Origin of the sequence: Bradyrhizobium sp. CB3481 (assembly GCF_029714305.1) — a bacterium.
Taxonomy (GTDB): Bacteria; Pseudomonadota; Alphaproteobacteria; order Rhizobiales; family Xanthobacteraceae; genus Bradyrhizobium.
Map to the genome: position 1 here is coordinate 3,543,820 of NZ_CP121647.1, position 18,510 is coordinate 3,562,329.

General features: G+C 56.5%; 15 protein-coding genes and 2 pseudogenes. 9 read left to right on the top strand and 8 right to left on the bottom strand.

What is annotated here, in order from left to right; genetic code table 11:
- Window positions 1-2 precede the first annotated feature (2 nt).
- Entirely contained in the window at window positions 3-1,286 is a 1,284-nt protein-coding gene (locus QA643_RS17140) for an amino acid ABC transporter substrate-binding protein (protein ID WP_283034268.1), read from the bottom strand.
- Window positions 1,287-1,501: 215 nt separating this feature from the next.
- Here QA643_RS17140 and QA643_RS17145 point away from each other — a divergent pair, with 215 nt between their 5' ends.
- Window positions 1,502-3,052, top strand: coding sequence for a winged helix-turn-helix domain-containing tetratricopeptide repeat protein (locus QA643_RS17145; RefSeq protein WP_283034269.1), 1,551 nt, complete (start codon window positions 1,502-1,504; stop codon window positions 3,050-3,052).
- 69 nt (window positions 3,053-3,121) lie between these two features.
- Here QA643_RS17145 and QA643_RS17150 read toward each other — a convergent pair whose 3' ends face one another.
- Window positions 3,122-4,054 (bottom strand): helix-turn-helix domain-containing protein, encoded by a 933-nt coding sequence (locus QA643_RS17150; protein WP_283034270.1) that lies wholly within the window; start codon window positions 4,052-4,054, stop codon window positions 3,122-3,124.
- 96 nt (window positions 4,055-4,150) lie between these two features.
- Between QA643_RS17150 and QA643_RS17155 the strand changes: the two genes are divergently transcribed.
- On the top strand, window positions 4,151-4,630 hold the full coding sequence (locus QA643_RS17155; RefSeq protein ID WP_283034271.1) for a nuclear transport factor 2 family protein: 480 nt from the start codon (window positions 4,151-4,153) through the stop codon (window positions 4,628-4,630).
- 221 nt (window positions 4,631-4,851) lie between these two features.
- Here QA643_RS17155 and QA643_RS17160 read toward each other — a convergent pair.
- Window positions 4,852-6,231 (bottom strand): annotated as a pseudogene (locus QA643_RS17160) (IS1182 family transposase).
- A gap of 400 nt (window positions 6,232-6,631) precedes the next feature.
- On the opposite strand from QA643_RS17160, the gene QA643_RS17165 reads away from it, so the two are divergent.
- Window positions 6,632-7,729 (top strand): hypothetical protein, encoded by a 1,098-nt coding sequence (locus tag QA643_RS17165; protein WP_283034272.1) that lies wholly within the window; start codon window positions 6,632-6,634, stop codon window positions 7,727-7,729.
- 297 nt (window positions 7,730-8,026) lie between these two features.
- Here the strand turns inward: QA643_RS17165 and QA643_RS17170 are convergent, their stop codons facing one another.
- Window positions 8,027-8,263 (bottom strand): DUF1127 domain-containing protein, encoded by a 237-nt coding sequence (locus QA643_RS17170; protein WP_283034273.1) that lies wholly within the window; start codon window positions 8,261-8,263, stop codon window positions 8,027-8,029.
- 163 nt (window positions 8,264-8,426) lie between these two features.
- Here QA643_RS17170 and QA643_RS17175 point away from each other — a divergent pair.
- A pseudogene (locus QA643_RS17175) lies at window positions 8,427-8,618 on the top strand (winged helix-turn-helix domain-containing protein); the annotation flags it as partial.
- Here the strand turns inward: QA643_RS17175 and QA643_RS17180 are convergent.
- Complete coding sequence (locus QA643_RS17180) at window positions 8,531-9,505, bottom strand: hypothetical protein (RefSeq protein ID WP_349253278.1); 975 nt, start codon at window positions 9,503-9,505, stop codon at window positions 8,531-8,533. The pseudogene QA643_RS17175 and the gene QA643_RS17180 overlap by 88 nt on opposite strands.
- A gap of 382 nt (window positions 9,506-9,887) precedes the next feature.
- On the opposite strand from QA643_RS17180, the gene QA643_RS17185 reads away from it, so the two are divergent.
- The 5 genes from QA643_RS17185 to QA643_RS17205 all read left to right on the top strand — a co-directional run bounded on the left by QA643_RS17185 (window position 9,888) and on the right by QA643_RS17205 (window position 14,785).
- Window positions 9,888-10,892 carry a hypothetical protein gene (locus tag QA643_RS17185; protein WP_283034274.1) on the top strand — a complete coding sequence of 335 codons (1,005 nt, stop codon included), beginning with the start codon at window positions 9,888-9,890 and terminating at the stop codon, window positions 10,890-10,892.
- Between the two features lie 14 nt (window positions 10,893-10,906).
- Window positions 10,907-11,257 carry a hypothetical protein gene (locus tag QA643_RS17190; RefSeq protein ID WP_283034275.1) on the top strand — a complete coding sequence of 117 codons (351 nt, stop codon included), beginning with the start codon at window positions 10,907-10,909 and terminating at the stop codon, window positions 11,255-11,257.
- Window positions 11,258-11,937: 680 nt separating this feature from the next.
- Window positions 11,938-12,405 carry a hypothetical protein gene (locus QA643_RS17195; RefSeq protein ID WP_283034276.1) on the top strand — a complete coding sequence of 156 codons (468 nt, stop codon included), beginning with the start codon at window positions 11,938-11,940 and terminating at the stop codon, window positions 12,403-12,405.
- A 260-nt stretch (window positions 12,406-12,665) separates the two neighbouring features.
- Window positions 12,666-13,565 (top strand): hypothetical protein, encoded by a 900-nt coding sequence (locus tag QA643_RS17200; protein ID WP_283034277.1) that lies wholly within the window; start codon window positions 12,666-12,668, stop codon window positions 13,563-13,565.
- Window positions 13,562-14,785 carry a caspase family protein gene (locus QA643_RS17205; protein ID WP_283034278.1) on the top strand — a complete coding sequence of 408 codons (1,224 nt, stop codon included), beginning with the start codon at window positions 13,562-13,564 and terminating at the stop codon, window positions 14,783-14,785. Before QA643_RS17200 ends, QA643_RS17205 begins: the two co-directional genes overlap by 4 nt.
- Window positions 14,786-15,039: 254 nt before the next feature.
- Here the strand turns inward: QA643_RS17205 and QA643_RS17210 are convergent, their stop codons facing one another.
- The 3 genes from QA643_RS17210 to QA643_RS17220 all read right to left on the bottom strand — a co-directional run bounded on the left by QA643_RS17210 (window position 15,040) and on the right by QA643_RS17220 (window position 18,319).
- The gene (locus QA643_RS17210; RefSeq protein ID WP_283034279.1) at window positions 15,040-15,525 is read right to left on the bottom strand and encodes a hypothetical protein; all 486 of its coding nucleotides are present in this window, start codon (window positions 15,523-15,525) and stop codon (window positions 15,040-15,042) included.
- 182 nt (window positions 15,526-15,707) lie between these two features.
- Window positions 15,708-16,307 carry a hypothetical protein gene (locus tag QA643_RS17215; protein WP_283034281.1) on the bottom strand — a complete coding sequence of 200 codons (600 nt, stop codon included), beginning with the start codon at window positions 16,305-16,307 and terminating at the stop codon, window positions 15,708-15,710.
- Window positions 16,308-17,491: 1,184 nt separating this feature from the next.
- Window positions 17,492-18,319: a hypothetical protein gene (locus QA643_RS17220; protein WP_283034282.1), complete on the bottom strand. Its 828-nt coding sequence runs from the start codon at window positions 18,317-18,319 to the stop codon at window positions 17,492-17,494.
- Window positions 18,320-18,510 lie beyond the last annotated feature (191 nt).

The window sequence follows — 18,510 nt, forward strand, 5'->3', positions numbered from 1 at the left end:
CCTCACCTCCCGACTTCTTGGGCGCGTGCAAAAGGCGCAATGAGATCACCCGACTTCAATTCCGGCGGATACAGGATCACTTGTTTGCCCGGCTGCTTGAATTGCTCGAGGTCATTGCCTTTGATGTGCTGGTACTGGATCGTCAAGATGCGGGTTTTTTCCCATTCGCCGAGCGGCCCGAATTTCACCTCCCCTACGATAGTATTGAACCGCGCCTCGTGCAGGTACGCCGCAAGTTTCGCCTGATCGAAGCCGCCGGTGGCCGTCACTGCCGCCCCGAGAATCTGCAGCGAAGCGTAGGCAAACGGCGCCAGAAAGTATCCGAGCTTGTCGACGCCTGCTCCGGCCGCACGCTCCTGGTAGCGGCGCAGGAAGTCGTCAACGCCGGGGAATTTCATGGTCGGCTCGGGGACGTAGTTATCGTTGGTGACAATACCGTTGAGCGCCGAACCAAATTGCGCTTTCACGGCGGCGAAGGACAGGCCGATCATCGCGCCTCCAAACATCTTCGGCCGGTAATCCAGTTCGTTCACGCTGCGCACAATGCCGGCGGAATCAGCCGGATAGGACGCCACAAACACGATGTCGGGATTTCTTGCCTGAATGGTGCGAACGATTTGCGTGAAGTCGGCGGTATTTGGCGGATAACTGCCATCGTACACAATTGTCAGACCCGCTTGCCCGATGTTGGCGCGGGCGCCCGCGAGGACGTTCTTTGAAAACTCCGCATCCGCCCCGACTATGGCAACGGTCCGAGGTCGCGGGGTCATACGCATTGCAACGTCGAAGAAGCCGGTCGAGAGGCTGCGCTTGGATTCTGGACCATTCGGCAGGATCTGAAAATACCGATCGTATTTGAAGCCGTCGTTCACGCCGGTGCCAAACAGCGCCATGTACACCCGCTTTCTTTCAATCACCATCGGCATCGTCGGGGCGATCTGGTTGGTGGCGAAGGGAGAGACGAGTAGATCGACCTTATCGACGTCGATCAGCTTGGCATAGAGAGCGGGCACATTGGCGGGATTGCTCTGATCATCGTAGTAGACGAGCTCGACCGGCCGCCCGATCAGGCCCCCCTTTGCGTTAACCTCGTCCTTCCAGACCTCCATGGCCAGCAGACACTGCCTGCCGCCAGGCGCAAGCGGTCCCGTCAGCGACATTCCGAAGCCTATCCGGATAGGGTCGGCGGCCAATGCCGTTCCATTACCAAGCGTGATCGCCAGGGGCATCGAGGCGACCACAGTCAGCAGCCGGCGGCGATTTACAGAGTTCCAGAGTACGGTCATACTTTGCCTCCATTTGGAAGAAAATTAGCGATCTGATAGCTTTATGAAATCTCTCATGTTTCTTGATAATGATAAGAGCAGCGGTGGGGGCGCGCTTTAGGGAGGGATTTGCGAAGCCTTTGGATTTTCTGGAATTGTGTTTGGAATAGTCCCGCGGCGAGCATTGGGCCCGCAGCTGAACGAAAGAACCTGGTTAGTGAGCGAGGCGAGGACTCATGCTCTATTTCGATCGCTTTTGTCTGGATTCCGGCCGCCGTGAGCTGACGCGCGACGGAAGCCCCGTGGCCGTCGAGCCCAAGGTTTTCGATCTGATTGCCTGCCTCGTTGAGCAGCGTGACCGGGTCGTCAGCAGGGATGACCTGATCGGTTTCGTCTGGGATGGCCGCATCGTGTCCGATTCTGCGCTTGCGACCTGTATCAACGCGGCGCGCGCGGCACTTGGTGACAGTGGTGAGGAGCAGCGGCTTATCAAGACCCTTCCGCGCAAGGGTTTCCGTTTCATCGGCACGGTCCGGGATGCCGATGCCAAACATCCGATCACCGTTCCACAGGACGGGCAGACTCGTGTGCCACCTACCGACCGGCCATCGATTGCCGTGCTCCCTTTTCAGAACATGAGCAGCGATCCGGAGCAGGAGTACTTCGCCGATGGTGTCGTCTCCGACATTATCGCCGGACTGGCACGGATGAAATGGCTTTTCGTTATTTCACGCAATTCGAGCTTTGTTTACAAGCATCGCGAGGCCGACGTGAAGCAAGTCGGCCGCGAACTGGGCGTGCGATATGTGCTCGAAGGCAGCATTCGCAAAGCTGGATCCCGGGTGCGCATTGTCGCACACCTGATCGACGCAGCCAGCGGAGCTCATGTCTGGGTCGAGCGCTATGATTGCGAGCTGGATGACATTTTTGCGCTGCAGGATGATATCTCCGGACAGGTCGTCGGCGCGATCGAACCCAGTTTGCGTGATGCCGAAGCAAGCCGCTTGCGACGTCAACGACCCGAAAGTCTGGAAGCCTATGATCTGGTGCTGCGCGCGCAGCCGTTTGCCTACAGCCATCTCGCAGATGACGCCGCAATAGCGATACCTCTACTCAACAAGGCATTGGCGATTGAACCGGACTATGCGGCAGCCCATGCCCCGCTTGCTCTCTGCCATCATAGCCGCTTCAGCCGGGCTGGGCTCAACGAGGCAGATCGCACCCTGGCGATCCAGCACGCCCACGCTGCGATCGCCTGCGGGGCAGACGACGCGGCGGCGCTCGGCGTTGCCGGGTTCGTCATCGCACTGGATGCCCATGACCGCGCGACAGCGCTGAAAGCGTTTGAGCGGGCGCTCGCACTCAGCAATTCGAACTTCTTTGCACTCTGTTCCAGTGCTCTTGCGCTATCATGGATGGGAACCACCGAGATCGCAATCGATCGCGCAAAGCGCGCGCTGCGGCTCAGTCCATTCGATCCTCTAAATTACCTTTCCTACAATGCGCTTGCGATCTCTTATTTGCACACACGGCAATTCGATGAAGCCCGCGACGTCGCGGCACGTTCGGTTGAGCTCAACCCGCGTTTCAGCGTCTCTCGCGCGTTCCTGGTCGCGGCGCTTTCCCGCCTTGGTCGTGTCGATGAGGCAAATGAGGAAGCGCGCCGCCTGCTCGAGATCGATTCAGGCTTTTCGATCCGGCGTTTTTCTGTGACCGTCGATATAGAACCCGCGGTCTTCAAGCCGATTGCCGAAGCATGGCAGCAGACTGGTCTGCCGGCGGGTTGAAAAAACGGTCCGCTTTTGGACCCAAAGCGGACTTCGATGAATTGTCTCTCGTTGAACGACAAAGATGGGTCAGCCTGAATGAGGGCCGGGGAATTTTACTCGAAAGTCAAGCGGACGCATCCCTCCGTGCCGTCTGAAAAATTTCACGAAATTCGTTGGCTCACTGAAGCCTAGCTCTGCGGCAATTGCTTCAACCGTGAGACCGGTGTGTGCCAGCAAGCGTTTAGCTTCCAAGATTAGGCGTTGCTCTATCAGAGATTTGGGCGAGCAATCGCTCGCCATCATGCAAGCTCGCCGGAGAGACTTCGCCGAGCAACCGATTGCTTCCGCGTAGTCCTCAACGGTCCGCGTTTGTGTGAACTTCGCCTCGAGAGCTTGACGGAATCTCTGGAATATCATGCTAAGACTATCGGTCATGCGGCGCGCGTCGCACTTGAGGTAATAGATTGCGATCGTGAGGAGCACTGCATGCAGGAGGTGCTGGAGGATAGTGGCCGATAGCTTCGAGCCATCTGCTTTACTATACGCTCGCTGTATGGCCGACATGACGCTGACGACGCTTTCCAATGCATCAGGCTGAAGATCCGTCACGTCTTCAGGAACGATATCATCGATCAAGGGTCCAAATGCTGCTCCGTCCGGCGCTGGAATCGCGGGAAAGAGGAATTCTGACGTGAAGAGTAGGACATCCGCCTCTAGTGCTTGTCCGAGGACGAACTGCTGAACCTGTCCGGGGCGGGCATGGACTAGCGTGCCTGCCTTGCACCTCACACGACGAAAATCGAGGAAGTGATCCCCGCTGCCGGAAGTGAATAGCATCAACAAATGAAAACCGGGCCGCTGCGGCGAGGCAAAGTGGCTAGGCGGTACGCGTCCTAAAAGCTCAGATAAGCATAATGATTCAATGCCAAGCTCCGGAAACTTGGGATTGGCGTAGTCGACTCCCAATATGGACTGTTGCGGCAAACCTTGCATGGCGCGAGCCTGTCCATTTTTGACCATCGATTGGTATCACCTTGACCTGTCGAGGTGCAACGGAGGCAGTCATTGTAGATCGTAGAAACCCGGGCCTAACTGCATCGTTCTCAGGAGAAAGCCATGATCTGGAGCCCTTCTTTCCGACAATTGATGATCGCCACCGGTCTCATTTTCACTCTAGGAACGGTCAATCTGCACGCAGAGCAAAAGTCAGATATCGAAGCCGTCACAGCGGCCAATCTTGCTTTCGATACGGCCCTGTCGGCCCGCGACATCGATGCGATGGAAAGGGTTTGGGCGGCTGAGCCCTACGTCATTGCCGTGCATCCAGCCAGCAAAGCTTTGATTGTCGGATGGGATGCGGTCCGCAAGAGCTGGGAGGCGACTTTTGGTCGCTTCGCCGAGATTTCAGTATCGATGAAAGAGCCGCAAATCCACGTCGCCCAGAACGTGGCGTGGGTTGTCGGAATGGAGAGTGTTCAAGGGAAGTCCAAGAACGGGGAGGCCGTGAGCTTCATGGCCTTCACAACCAATATGTACGAAAAACGGAAAGGGCGTTGGTTGATGGTGCTGCACACCACGTCGCGAGTTCCGCAATAGCTCAAACGACACGTCCGCAGCGCCAGACCATTGCCGCCGACCAATCTGGCCACGCACTTCCGCTTCTGGCCGATTTTGTTGCAGAAGTCGGGAGGATCGACGCTCTCAGCCGAGGCTGAGATCTGAAAATTTGGCTCGCGATCTCTTGGCCGCCTGCCCGGCATGGGCTGCGGAGACGCCCGGGCACTGATGCCTGACGCAACCAACGCGACGGACGCCACTTACGCAACGCATGGTGCGGCCGTGTCGGGTGGATGGAGCGCCAGCTTGGCAAAGCGACGAAGGTTCTGAGCGATTGCTGCAAGCGTAAATTCGAACCGCGCGCCGGCCGGTCCGCGCAGTCTCAGGCGGCCGAGCCGCAGGATCCGCTTCAGGTGCGCAAACAGCATCTCAACCTTCTTGCGATCTCGTCAGGTCTGATCGTAGGCAGGCGTCTTGGCGATCGCGCGGGCGACATCGCGCGCTGCCTCGTGCACGTGGCGTGTGATCTTCCGGCTCGGCGAGTTTGGACAGCATTTGGACTTGAGCGGGCAGTCGCGGCAATCGGCGACACGCGAGAAATACGAGATAGCGTCATCTCCGCGTGGTCCGCGTGCTCCACTTGAGCGCGGTAGGATCTTGCCGCTGGGGCAGAAATATTGATCGCGCGCCTCGTCATAGATGAAATCGTCGCGGCTGAACGTGCCGTCGTCGCGCTGTGACTTGTCGATCACCGGGATGTGGGGCGCGATCCCCTTCACATCGACCAGGAAGTGGAGATTTTGGGCCGCGCCGTAGGCCGTATCCGCGACGAGCCAGTCGGGTTTGATGCCGAACGTCTTCTCAGTCCTTTCGATCATCGTCTGGGATGCGCCAACCTCGGATTGGCGGATCGCCCGGGACGCTTCGACATCCATGATAATACCGAACTTGATGTCGATGAGGTAATTGTCGGCGTAGGCGAAGAACGCGGCGTTGCGCAGTGCGCCAGTCCACTGCGCGGCTGGGTCGGACGGCGCGACAAACTTCGGCACGACGTCGGTCGCACGACCCCATGCTGGATCGTCGAGATTGGCGAGGTAGTCCTGAACGGCGCGCCTAGCCCTCGTCGGGTCGATGTCGAGGCTCCATTTATCGCCCGGCGTCGAGCGGCACTTATTGGCGTCCGCCGCGATCAAGCTGGCATCGACGGCGAAACCATTGCCGCCGACAAGGCCAGCTTTGATGCACGAAACGACGACGTGTTCGAAGACATGACGAAAGACATCATGATCGCGAAAGCGCTCGTTGCGGGCGCGCGTGAATGCCGAGTGATCCGGGATCCTGTCTTCTATGCCAAGGCCGCAGAACCAGCGATAGGCGAGATTGAGCTGAACCTCGCGGCATAGTGCGCGCTCCGAGCGGATCGCGAATACGTAGCCAAGGATGAGCATCCGGATCATCAGCTCTGGATCGACCGAGGGTCGACCAGTGTTGGAGTAATGCGGCGCAAGCTCGACGCGCACCCACGAGAGATCGAGAACTGCCGCAATTTGCCGAACCTGATGGTCGTCCGGCACTACGGCCTCGAGGTCGAACGCATAGAACAGTTGACCCTGCTCACCCTTGCACCGCCCCATCATCGAAACTCTCCGTCGATGGCCGCTTCACCTCGACGGAATCACGGTTCGCTCGGCTCCTCAAGACAGTTCTGCAACAAAATCGGCCCATCAGAGAAGTGACCGCGGCTCTCGGTCTGCTCAATGGGTACAGCCGACTAGTTTTGCTCCGATTGAGTTCTTCGCATTGTGACCCAACTCGGACTTAACAAACCTCCTTACATATCTCCGCCGTCGATCTCAGAAATTTGCATCCGCCCACGTGAGCCGGTTCACATCCACCGCGCACGTTTGATTCCACCGTCAGCTGGGGCACTTTCAACGTGTGCCTCGGGGGCAAATTGCACACACTAGGAGGGAATGCCATGAGATCAAATTACAAAGTGTGAACAGCACAACAGGCGAGAACCGTGGAGAGAAGTCGATGAGTCTTTATCTTTCACCAATGTTCTACGGCATTGAGGACCATGTTGCCCCGCACATCTCGAAGCCGTTCGCCGTTCGGGTTTACTACCCAACTGACGACGACTTACTACTCGGAGCACCTCTGCTAAGCGGGCCGCACCCTTTAGTTATATTTGCGCATGGACAACGCAGTAGCTTCACTATGCCCAAAATGTGCCCGGAGGACTACACTAGGGACCATCGCCGCTGGGGAGTGGTGCTCGGCGGGATCGCACGGTCGGGCTACGTGGTGGCCGTACCGGACTTGTCGGACGTGTTCTCCTCGGGCGTCGAAAGCGTCGTTGCACGCATCGATCAGACCATCGACTGGATGCGAACCCAGTGGCACGGTCGCCGCACAATACTGACCAATCCTGTCATCGAGGGCCGTGCGATTTCGCAGGTCCCTTCCCAAGCGGCTGACCTTGATGCTCCGCCCTCCGATGTTCAAGAAGCGAAACTAGCGGCCCGCGTTCACATACCGCCGCCGGTCTTTCCAGGTAATCCGACGCCGCTCGCCTTAGTCGGTCATTCGTGGGGAACTCGCGCGGTTTGTACATACGCCGCGACACATAGCGGCGTCGCTGCCGCGGTAACCATCGCCGCCACGTTCGACGACAACACGTCGGTCCCGAACATCATTGGGGCCGGGATTCCTACGCTAATGATATGTGGCAAAGCCGTCGAAGAAAGTATGAATTTTGCTCCGATGGATTCAATCTGGCCGGAGTTGCCCACGCCGAAATATCAAACCGCGTTTCAGGGAGTGGGGCATTGGGATTGGTTCGGCCGCTTCGGCGCCATCCGCCGGTGCGATGGCACGCCGCCGACTTGGCGAGAAACCGGCCACATCGCAAGTGAGCTGATCGCCGGCTTCCTGGCCCGTCATGTGGCTCGCGTGGCGTTTCCGCCGCCTGACCTGGTGCCAATTCCGCTACTCAGACCAAACCACTTGCCATGGTACGACATCGGAAGCGCCATCCAAATGCGCTGGGACGTTCCAGGCGAGAATTTCGATACGCTTCCTTCCACCGGCGATGGCATTCTCGGCCTCTGGACCGAAACACCGCCTTGGTAGGAACTTCGAAGAAAAGGGCGCACAGCTGGGCGCGTCTCTCTTGAGTTGCTGCACCTCGCACGGAGGTAGACGTCAGCAGTGAAGACGAACTGCTCGACGACGGCCGCTATTGGGCCCTCAGCCGAACTGCCTTTGAGCGGCCGCAAGGACCGCTCCCAGAACCGGACCTGACGAGATGGGTGGCCGGACCGCCGCTGGTGACCCCTAGCTGGTGACCCCTACAGGAAGTCGGCCTCTGGGCAATGATGCGTCTGGTCGTGCCGACCATCCCATCCTTACTCGGCAGAAATCGCACGATCATTCGGCGGATCGGATGCCCCGCGGGTCGATACCCCTGTTCGAGGCGACGTAGTCGATCTCGCCGCGCGTAGTACCGATATCCATTAGCTCCCTGTCGCTTAGGTCGCACAAGTTGGCTATCAACCTCTGGCGTTTGCGCCGTTCCTGAAACGCGCCCCAATATGTCATGAAAAAACTGGAGACGCGCTGGGTCGATACGGCCGACTGTCCCAACCCACCATAGGTCGTGCTCATGGCGGAATCTCCTGGGTGTTATTTCTACCTGGACGAGGGTACCAAGGCATGAGCGAGCGCGCTTGACATTCGGCTTACATTTTCCTTACCGGCGGCTTATTCTTTGCGTTCCAAGCGGTGCTAGAGGCCCCGACGATCGGAGGCCGCCTGAGGGATTGGCAGCTTGCGCTATCTCTTCGAGGAGTACGCAATCGACACTGACCGGCGCGAGCTGCATCGCGGGGCGGACGTCGTCTCCGTCGCGCCACAGGTTTTTGACCTGCTCGACTACCTGATCCGCAACAGGGAGCGCGTCGTCAGTAAAGACGACTTCATCAATGCCATTTGGAACGGCCGTATCGTGTCCGATGCGGCTGCTAGTTGCTTATTAGCCTTCTGGGCAATGCTGAGCGCATAATCGACGATTTCCCAGGATTTCGTGTTCGTGTCCGTATAGAGCCATCCCGGCTCGGCCGTGCATAGAATGATCCGCGATCCCGGCAGCAATTCCTTCGACCTAGCAATGGTGGTGAAGTAGTCGGCCTGCGGCTGATCCATATCCTCCGCTAGTTGGATATCCATTCCCCAAAGCCACCATGTCTCAGTGAGCTGAATGGCGAAGTAACTTCGCCTTTGTTGGGAACGCCAGTTGCCAAAGTGGGTTTTTCGCTCAGGCGTGAAATATGCAAGGAATTGAACCAGGCCGTCGTACCAGTCGTGATTGCCTGGTATTGCGAACAGCGAAACGCCTTCGTGGTCTTTCCTGTCATGGTCGGGAAAAGCCCACGAATAAGGCTGCCAGAGCTGATTGCGGTAGGTCTGGGCGTTTGCAAGAGGATAGACTTCGTCGCCGCCCATGATGAGCATTTGACCGCGAGGCAGCTTGTCGCCATCGAACTCCCATTCCTTGCGTGCCAGCACGCAGGCGACCGCAAACGTACTATCGAAGCCGTCACCGAGATCAGCTACAAAGTCGAACCAAACAGGACCGTCCCGATTTGGATTGAGTGTACCGACCGGTGCTGTGGCGCGCTTGAGATGTTCCTCCGGAGCCTGGGTATCCAGCGCGGCCACGATCAGCCGGCGGTCGGCGTACTGACCGAACATTGCTGATGTGATGACATTGTTCAGAAGACGCAACAGGAGGATCGGATTGAACCAATGGACCATCTTGGGATAGGTCCTGTAATCCTTCAAATATTGGGCGCCTCTGCGTCGAGAGCTAAGCAGGTTCAGAATCGATGAGAGCAATCCGCGAAACATTTCTTGGAGTCCTCCGGGCATAAGCGGGGCAAGAAAATCTCATTCGCAATGGGTAGAAGATCAGCGCGGCACCGCGCCGTTCTCCAACGTACGCCACCGAACCGGTTGCTGTTGGGAATAATATTGGCACACTTTCCGGTTGTCTGGCCAGAAACTTCTCTGCTAGCCTTAGCTTCGGATTGTGGAGCTTGGCGTCGCTCACGTGATGATCTTTTCCGATCTAACGGAATGGCGGATAATGCATCATCAATTGGAAATGGAATTGAAGCTCGTACATTCGGCACATTGACGCTGCAACTGCCGCGTATCAGAGTATTGACCTTTGATTTTTTGTTGCATCATTACTTCATGGCTCATTCGCAATTGCACATGAGGGGGCATTATGGATTTGGCAATTTTTCGAAACTGTCAGCGGATTTTTTCAATAGCTCTGCTCGGACTCGGCAGCTGTGCGATCAATCCAGTCACCGACGATTACGCCCACATATCCGCTTCAAACATCGCAAGGCAGGTTCGTTGCGAGGCCCGGCAAGCAGTGATTGATGCGACGATTGGCTTCCTAGCCGACAGGACCAACAACGAAAACAAGAACAAGGTCGATGATCATTCCCATGCAATCGGCTTGTGGTTGAGGGACCATCCCGAAGCGATCACAACGTTCGACCCTTCGCAGCTGACAGGCTTCGCGCGTACCGTTGTTCAACTGATCTATGGCATAGGCATTGCCTATTATTACGATCTAACTGGTCTGGAGACAAACAACATCGATCCGACGGCCAACCTGATCCGGCCAACGCCGCTGACTTCCCTTGTGACGCTTAACCTAACCGGCAATTTCGACCGGCAACGGCAGAATGAGTGGACCTTCACCATCACCGACAAGTTTGGCGACCTCGTCCAAAAAACCAGCGAAAGCTATTGCACAGGTCACTTGGTCAGGACTGAAAACTTTGTCTACCCGATTGCCGGCAAGGTCGGCCTCGCGAAGATGATCAAGGAATTCACCTTGATGAGCCTTTTCGAGAATCTGGATGCGCTCAACAAGGACGTGGTCGCCGTGAAGGATGGCCCGCCCAGCATGGTGCAGCAGTTGCTCTTCACCACCACGATCGGTGGGGGCGCCACTCCGAAGATTGTCTTCGCGCCGTCCGGCCCGAACGTGCAGGTCAGCGAGGCCACCTTCCCAGTGACGGTGTCACGGAAGGACACGCATCAACTGACCGTGGGCCTCTATCTCGACAAGGGCGAGGCCAAGAAGCTGGGCGGCGTGCGCACTACCCTCATCGGCGGTTCGCTTCTGACGGCGTCGGGCGGACGGGCGCAACAAGGGGCGGCTAATGCGGTTCAACAGTTCCTCGCGCTGAAGATTTTCAAAGCACCATTTTGAGGGAGGAGGCAGCGATGGCCGTCAAAGCGAAGAAAGGCAGCAAGGCGAAGAAGGCTCGCAAGACAAAGGCTCGAAAAGTGAAGAAGGTCGCGGTTGGCAAACCTGCACGCCCGGGAGGAACTCACGTCGACTTCGGTCTGCACGGTCTAGGAAAAATCATGCGTGCGGTCCACGACGCGGGACTGGTCGACAAGCTCAATGATCACCTTGGAAAGCCGAGGCAGTTCGCGAAGGTGAGCCGGAAGACCCTGACCGAAATCAAAACCTTCGTGAACTCGGAGAAGAAGCTGTCTGGGCTGGCCGAGGAGATCGACAAGTGCGACTGCCCGGCCTGGGATCCGGGCTGCGTGTACATACCCGGCTGAGCGGCTGAGATAACATCCCTTGATCGGCTGTGAGTGTGTTCCAGTGGGAGTTTCGTGAGACCTGCAAACGGCTCGATCGCCGCGCCGACGGCGTGGCGAAATTTTCCGCCGCAGTAGACCGGGCCGCGAGCGTCTCTGATGCTTGCCGCACGGGCAACCGCGTGCCCTGACGCTTCGACTGCCCTTCCGCGAGGGACCGAAGGCCGGGCGCGCTTGCGCGTAGACCCCGGTCGGGTCCACCGACGCGTCCGGCGAGACTTCGATGATGACACCTGCTATTTCCCGAAATTTCGGAAGAGAGCCAAAGGATTGCAAATACGCATTCGGTGGAGTCCGGCCTTGGAAAAGAATGCTGAGACAGGAAATTCCTTGCGGCCGGGCTGTATCGAGACAGCCCTACTGCCGCGTATTGGAGATCGACGCACAATGGGGGATAGCCCTGAAACGCAATAGGACTGCGCTAGGATGCGAGAGGCGGAGAGGGAGGGGAGGGCCGGCCGTAAGAGCTTTGACAAGCGTAGCGGAGCAATAGACGAGCTTCGGTGAAGCTACAACGGTGCCCGTGCGCAATTGGGCTATGCCGATACCGCAGTTCGCGGTAATGTCCGTCCGTCACAATCCCTGCGTGAGACTATGCTCAGTGGGGCAGCTCGAGCGACAGGTCTTCTGGGAGGTCAGCAATGGAAGCATTGATCAAACAAGCTCAGGCTGCAACTGACGAATTACTCGAAAAGGACGAGGATGAACTATTTGAGCGGCTAGCGGTGAACCTGCGAGCAATAGCCCAAGAGCCTGCGCAGAGTGGTAAGTTTGAACTCAACGCTAGTCTCGACGTCGAAAAGCTCGGTCCTCTCGACGGGCTTGCTGACCTTGGGAAGCGGTACTTCCAAAACGTGGAGGCGCAGATTCACTCGGTCGTATGTGGGGCGGCCGACTCGCAAACGCGTGCGCAACTCGCTAACAGCTTTGGACTCGGTCGAGAGGCAGTCGCCGCGACCATTGCGGCTCTTCTCGTGTCACAGGTAGGTTTTGCTCCAGCTGTGGCGGCGGTGTTGGGCACCCTTACCATCCGCATTTTCTTCGATCCCGCCCACAAAACGATGTGCGAGAAGTGGAGCGAGAGGATTGAAGGAATGAAGCGAGCTTAGTGGCGATGGGGCTAGTCTACCAACGCTCTGGCAACGACGATCCGGCTACCCACGTTTTCATAGCCGGGGTGGATGCGTACCCTTGGATACGGAACGTCCGTGCCGAATACGAGCCTCTCACATTTTGTTGTCGGTCAGCGCTCGCCTTTTACGATTGGGTGATCAACAACTACAGGAACCGAACAGCGCCCTTGAGCTCGGTGCGGCTCCTCCTGTCGCCAAATGAACATTCTCGCTTGGAAGGGAGGAGTGTTCCGGGAATGAAACCGGCGACAATGGCTAACTTCCTGGATGATTGTGCGTCTTGGGCATCATCGCTCAGAAGTAACAAAGACAATATCGGGATTTTTCTTTTCAGCGGGCACGGCATCGGCGTCGGATTCGACCGAAGAGTCTTGACCCTTGAAGATTTCGGGAAATTCGAGGTCGCACCTTTTCAAGGTAGTGTCAGCCTGGACAATATATATGCCGGTTTGGCCCCCAATGAGAGAAGCCCGGAGATAGCGCGGAAGCAGTTCTACTTCATAGATGCGGGCTCGGGGGAATGGCCCATTCCCGATCACTTGGAGCGCAATGCTACCCATATCTTTCCGGTAGGGTTTACGTCGGTGCGCGACGATCGCGAGGCGTCGCTCTTCTTTGCGTCAGCTCCTGGGGGCTTTGCCTACGCGAAAGCTGATGAGCTAACTCTTTTTGTTCGGGCACTTCTTAGCTGTTTGAACGGCCAAGGCGCGGAACTCTCTCGCGGCCAGGCTGGCTACGCGCCTAATTCGTGGGTTGTTACAAGCGCGTCGCTGACATCGGGGCTGCAGGCAAAGGCAAAAGCGGATCAGGAGGGAACCGGCCTTCCTGTCAGTTTCGTGACCAACGGAAGTATCGGCAGCGCGGTCCTTCACGAGTGCCCTACAGCTCCAATCGTTCCGGTATCGGTTCGCAGCGAAGATGCACCAAAAGAGTTTCATCTCGAAATCGTCAGTCTAGAAGGCGACGATGACCACGTCCCGATACCGCAGTATTACGATGGTTCAACGTCGCCCAAGTTCACCATCGATCTGCCGGCCGGAATGTACCGCTTCCGAGTGCGAATCGCCGGCAGAGAGAAGTTTCGCTCGAGCCAATTTGTTTTCGTTCAACCGCCTGAAATCATCTTCCCGATATGAACGACAGCACAGTGGGCCTAGTAATTGACAACCGTGCCGCGTTGCGCGGCGAGCCAGGCCTGCACGCATTCATTACGGGCGTTAGCGATTATCCCTATCTGCCAATAGCTACGCGCGAGAACCAAGCGGACCATTCCGAGCCGCACTATGGTTTAAGGCAGCTGGCGTCACCAGCGCTGAGCGCCTACCGTTTAGCGCGCGCATTGCTGCTATGGGCGCCAAGCCTAACTGTTCCTATTGCAACTGTAAGGCTGCTTCTCGCACCGTCTAACGATGAACGCCTCCTTGAAATGCGCCTCGCTCGCCGTGCAGCGCCTGCTACTTGGGACAACTTCGCCATTGAGGCCAAGGCTTGGCGTCAGGATGTTGCCACCCATAGGGAGAATGTTGGCTTATTTTATTTCGGTGGGCATGGACTGCAAAGGTACGTCAACGACCAGATCTTGCTTCTCAAGGACTTCGGTGATGGGAAGGGTGCGCCCCTCAACCATGGTGTGGATTCCCAACGCCTGCTTCGCGGAATGGCTCCATCAGACCATTATCCGGAGATGGGGCGCCGGCAGCTGTTCTTGTTCGACGCTTGCCGCAACACACCACCCGCCGCTCTAGAGAGGGACGTCGAGAGAGTCCGCGACATCTGGGCGATCCATAAGACAGAGGTGGACAGCCGGAGTTGCGCGATTTTTTATGCTACGAGTCCCGGATATTCGAGCTATGCGAACCGTGGGGATAAAACGGTCTTTGTCCGCGCATTTATCAACGCGGTAAACGGTGTTGGCGCCGAAAGGAGCGGTGGATTCATTAGTGACAGAGCGGCATGGACGGTCAGCGCCACCGGAATGGCAAACGCAATCGCGGAGCTTATTAAGAATGACCCAACGCCGTTTAGTAAGGACCAGGACATGGTGCCATTGGGCGCCCGTTCGGATTTTATTTTCCGAGAATTCAAACGCGCTCCGCGAGTGAAGTTCACCATCCGCGTAAGTCCGGCGAAGGACCACAAGCGGGCGCGACTCGCTCTCAAGGACGATCGGGCTGGTTTAGTCTGTGAAACGGGCGCACCGATTGCTCCATATCCTTTCGAACGAGTGTTGAATGCGGGAATCTACCTGAGTGAGCTTCAGCTTGAACTATCGGAAGAGCGGACATCGCCCGTTCAAGTGCGCGCCTTCGAGGTGCATCCGCTTAGGCGCTCGGTGTTGTTGCGATCAGGTCAGTAACTTGACCGGTGCTTTCGCGGTCTGGAGGAAGGCCGGTTGCTCAACCGGCGGCAATTCAACAAACGATGTTAGCTTGAGAGCCTCGTGCTGAGTGAGCTTGTGGCTGTGGCCCTGCCTGCGGCACGAAAAACCTCTCCCCGAGATCTGAAGAGGTAACTTTCGCGTCGAGCCGATGCGCTACTTGTTGCACATATTAACCTCCAGCGGCAGGCCGGCGCACTCAAGCTAGGTAGTCGCGAGCCAGCGCGCAAGGTTCACTTGCAGGCACGTGACTCACCCAAGCCAAGCTTATCTCGCTGAAATTGCACAAAATAGCTTGCCCGAGCCCGATCTTTGTTAAAGCCATCAACCACCTCGATTTCAAGCCTTCCGAACCAATCCCGCAGCTCGGCCGGCTTGGCGCACTGCACATAAGGGATCATTGGCAGCGTTTTCTCTCCTGGACTCTCAGGATTTCCCATCGCTACCAATGCTTTTTCGAAACCAGGGCTTTTTGCCGCACCGAAATCCTTCCAATCCTCCGCGTGAGTGAGGGTTCTCGACGTTGACCAAACCTGGTGGCCGTCGGCTCCCAATCCTATGATGCGATAGCTAACGTCTATGGCGCCGTCCGGTTTTCGTGCGAAGTTACGAACGACAAATCCCAGAGGAAGAAGGAAGTCACCGGCGCTAGTTGCGCTGATGACGTTTTCCGCCCGGAGCTCACGTACTTTCGGACGGCAGAGTCTCAGCGCGCGCACTCTCATCCCGATTGCGCTTGCGCGGCGTGGTCGCGTTTCTCGGGTTAATGCGGCCACGCTTCCCGTTTCAAGATCGCCCGATCAGAGCGGCAGGGACAAACATCCGATTTGCTGTGTGGCGCGCGGCAAATGATGGTGCTACGAATGGCCAAGTATTGAGCGCCGGCTTGCGATCCAGATGCCTATTTCAGTGACTTAATGTAATCCGCTAGTTTGTTTGTGGCAGCGAGCGTTTCCCGACTGAGCCTAGAATATTCTTTGGCCATTTGTTCCAACGCTGCCAATTCCTCCGGGCTGGTCGGCCGACTAATGCTACGCAGTTGAACCAAAATGGAGGCTCTGCCGGAAAGAGCTTGTTGCAAGGTGCTATAAGCCTCTTCCAGCACAAAATCACTCCGGGTGCTTCCAAGGCTCTCTAAGAGAGTATTCACTTGGGTGCCGACCTCTGCGATCTGAGTGATAACGGCGTCCCAACCGCGATCCGACGGGTTCTTCAAGTATTCTTGGATTCGGTTGGAGAAGCTGAAATTACTCGCATGCACCAGCGTCAATAACTTCTTCCTAAGCTCAATCAGTTCCGCATGAGTCCTTCTCGCCGCGACGGCGTCATATCCTTGTGTACCTAGCTGCGAAATGTGAGCGACGCTGTCGCCTAGCTTGGCAATTGATTCAGCGGCTTTGCTCAGGAATTCTGCGGCAGCGGCAATCGCAGGTATGGATAGTCCTGCAGCCTTGGATACCTCGCGAGTAGTGGGAATAGCCAAAGCCGCCAGCCCAAACAAGAACATCCTCCTTCCGACAATTAAGTGCATGGTAACTGCTCCAACGGTTGCTGTTTGGAACCTATGCAATCAACGCATGCTAAGTCACCGCGTAGGACGTGCAATAAGAATTTGAGGTCACTCACATCGGCTTAGTTGCTTTCCGAAGACCGGACGCCGAAAATTCCCGGGAAAAGACTGGCCGCGCTTGGCAGAAGCGGGGAAGGCCCCTATATTTTAAGGGTGACCTTCCGAGTCTTCATAGACGACAACTTCCACTACCAAGACGAAAGCGAACGGGTCACGCACGGGCTGTTCGAAACGGCCCCCGAAGCTATCGCGGCCTGCCAGTCCATCGTAGATGACTTCCTAGCGGGTGCATTCGAGCCAGGCATGTCCGCTACGGCCCTGTACGGCCTCTACACTGGTTTTGGCGAAGACCCCTTCTTGTGGCCACTGATCCCACAGCCGCACCAGTGACCTTCTCAGCGTGGCGGTATGCCCGTGCGCGGTGTGAGGAAATAGCGGGCTAGGGCGCCTCACCAATAGCCGCAACTTCGGACGGTCTCCTTGTCGTGCATTGCCCGCGCGACGTGTCGCCTCCTGCGGGTTCAAGTTCGCATGCCAGCCATTATTCGGTTGCGACTTGGGTCAAATCCTCACTCGTTTACTTTGATCCCGTACAAAGCACTTCATACATGCTATAGCCGCATTTATTTCCGCCGTAGGTAGTCAATTGCCTCACGGAGTAGGATGCGCATCGCTCCCTGGCCCAGCTTTCTGGAGGAACATAGCAATACAAGTAAACGTCATGGGGTTGGCAAGCACGCTCGTACTCGCCCGTGCAAATTCGATATGGTCGCGTGATTGCTTGAGGGGTTGGTGTCGTACTAGCCAACTGGGGCGCGATTCTTGTAATGCATTGCGCATACAGGCGATAACCGTCAATACGTTTGTCTTCTGGAATCAAAAGAAGATAGTCCGTAGCGCTGCGCAAGACTTGGCGCGAGGCTTCGTCCGCGTATAGGGCTCCCAGCGAGTCGATAATCTTCGAATCAAGGTTGATGTTCTGCGTCATGTTGCAAGCTCTCAGGTCCCGGCCAAAGTCGTCAGGGCTCGGAAGACCTTGGGCTAGAGCCTTTGAGCAAATCAAAAGCAGCGATAATATTGCGACTTTTCCCGGGGGGAGAAGTTTTGCTTTCATGTTATCGTACCCCCGACGACTCGGCCTTCGGCTTCCGGCCTAGGAATGTCTGAACTGCCTCCGCAAGTTGAGTTAGCACCAAAATCACGAGAGACGTGCTAAAGCCAAAAATAAAAGGCAACAGAAGGAAAACTGCCTCTTGAGCAATGTCAATCGCCCCAAGCTTCGGATCATAAAAAACTGATGGTCTCCAAGCGAGCTTGCAAAACTTTACGAATTCCGGGAAACCAAATGGAAGGCTTAGAACCACTCCGAAGAGTGCGCCGAGTGAGATACGCAAGGACATCAGTCGAATATTGGTTAGATCGAACGTAATGTCATCTTGAAGGGATAGCGCGTTCATGCCTATGAAAGCTGATGCGCCAATTGCTCCCAAGCTAACCAACCAGATTAAGTAATCAATGAACAAAAAGTATTCGGGCCAATCCACCGCATTCATAATTACCATGGCGAGCACAAGGGATAATACTGCAAATCCCAAGAAATAGACAGGCAACCACGCTGCGACCCACGGCGTTTCCCCCATTAGAAACTTTCTTCTCATTGCAGGGGTGAAGATACGGAAGATCGCTTGCGTCCGGGCTTCTACCTTGGCCCATTCCTCCGCAGTTGGCATTCTGCCTCTAGGATCGGGATGAAGCCCGCTCAAATCTCCCATAGTCAACGCGTCGATGTTCGACGTATCGATCGGAACTGCTTCGGCATATAGAAATTCTTGCAATTTCTTTAAACGAACAAGATGCCGGTAAAACGTTTCGTCCCTTATCGCTAGCGCAAGATCATCCAATTCCTTTTGCCTATCGTCGGCAATATCGTGAACGTCAGCCATGCAAACGCCCTCCCCAAAAGCGTCAACCATAGCGCACAAAATGTGATCGACGCAATCATACTTGCAGCGGAACGGCCTCGAGGCCAAGAGTGGGCATCCGCGGGGGGTATGCAATCTTTGCAACTTTGAGGGCCAAGACCGGCGGGTGGTAAAATTCACACATCCGCAAAATGAGCGTACCCGGCCTCGTC